Consider the following 1201-nt stretch of genomic DNA (forward strand, 5'->3'; position numbering starts at 1 on the left):
TGACCTGCCCCCGGTATTAGTACGAAGCGCCGTTGGAGTCCGAGGGTAATAATTCCTTCGCTTCGTGCGCCTTTGCGAACTGCACCGGCGCCAGGTAGCCGAGCGAGCTGTGAGGGCGCTCGGTGTTGTACTCGATACGCCAATCTTCAATCAAACGCCTGGCGTGGCTCATGGAAACGAACCAGTGCTCGTTCAGGCATTCGTCCCGGAATCGCCCGTTGAAGCTCTCGATGTAGGCGTTTTCCGCCGGCTTGCCAGGCCGGATGAACGACAGCATAACGCCCGTTTCGTAAGCCCATGCATCCAGCACCTTACCGGCGAACTCCGGGCCGTTGTCCACCGTGATGGACTCGGGCAAGCCGCGCATCTCGCGTAACCGTTCAAGCATCTGCTTAACCCGTTGACCTGGCAATGAGGTATCGACCTCGATAGCCAGGCACTCACGCGTGTAATCGTCGACCACGTTCAGACAGCGAAAGCGCCGACCATAGGCCAGCCCGTCGCTGACGAAGTCCATCGACCAGCTCTGGTTCGGTCCCGTTGGCACCGGCAGCGGTTTGCGCTCGACAGCGGCAATACGCTTGCGACGCCGCTTGCGCACGCTCAGTCCGGCCTTGCTATACAGCCGCCAGATGCGTTTATGGTTTGCCAGCCAGCCCTCGCGCTGCAACAGCACATGAATGCGCCGATAACCATAGCGACGCTTTTGCGCCGCGATGGCGATCATCCGGCCAGTCAGCGCCTCGTCGTCGACCCGGCGGCGCGACTCATACTGAAACAGCGAGCGGGAAATCCCTACCAGCCCGCAGGCTCGGGTGACACCCATAGCGCGTTCGGCCATCAATATCTGGACCGCATCGCGTTTAGCCTGCGGGCTTGCTATTTTCGCGACAGCAGGTCCTTCAACGCAGAATTGTCGAGCATCGACTCGGCCAGCAGACGCTTGAGCTTGCTGTTCTCCTGCTCCAGCTCCTTCAGGCGCTGCGCATCGGACACCGTCATGCCGCCAAACTTCGCCTTCCAGTTGTAGTAGGTCGCTTCCGAGATGCCGTGCTTGCGGCATAGCTCTGCTGGCTTCATGCCCGCCTCACCTTCCTTCAGCACGCCAATAATCTGTTCTTCGGTGAATCGCTTCTTCATGACCGCTCCTTGTCGGAACGGACTCTACACCGTCAGCGTACTAATCGCGGGGAGCAGGTCA

At 60.0% G+C, this 1201-nt stretch carries 1 protein-coding gene; it reads right to left on the reverse strand.

Annotated features, from left to right (window positions below):
- Positions 1–16 precede the first annotated feature (16 nt).
- A protein-coding gene (locus tag HV773_RS36465) for an IS3 family transposase (RefSeq protein ID WP_129561760.1) occupies positions 17–1140 on the reverse strand; the annotation gives its coding sequence in 2 pieces (ribosomal slippage) (positions 17–882 and positions 882–1140; 1125 coding nt in all).
- Positions 1141–1201: the final 61 nt, after the last annotated feature.

The organism is Paraburkholderia caffeinitolerans (assembly GCF_902859945.1).
Classification (GTDB): Bacteria; Pseudomonadota; Gammaproteobacteria; order Burkholderiales; family Burkholderiaceae; genus Paraburkholderia; species Paraburkholderia caffeinitolerans.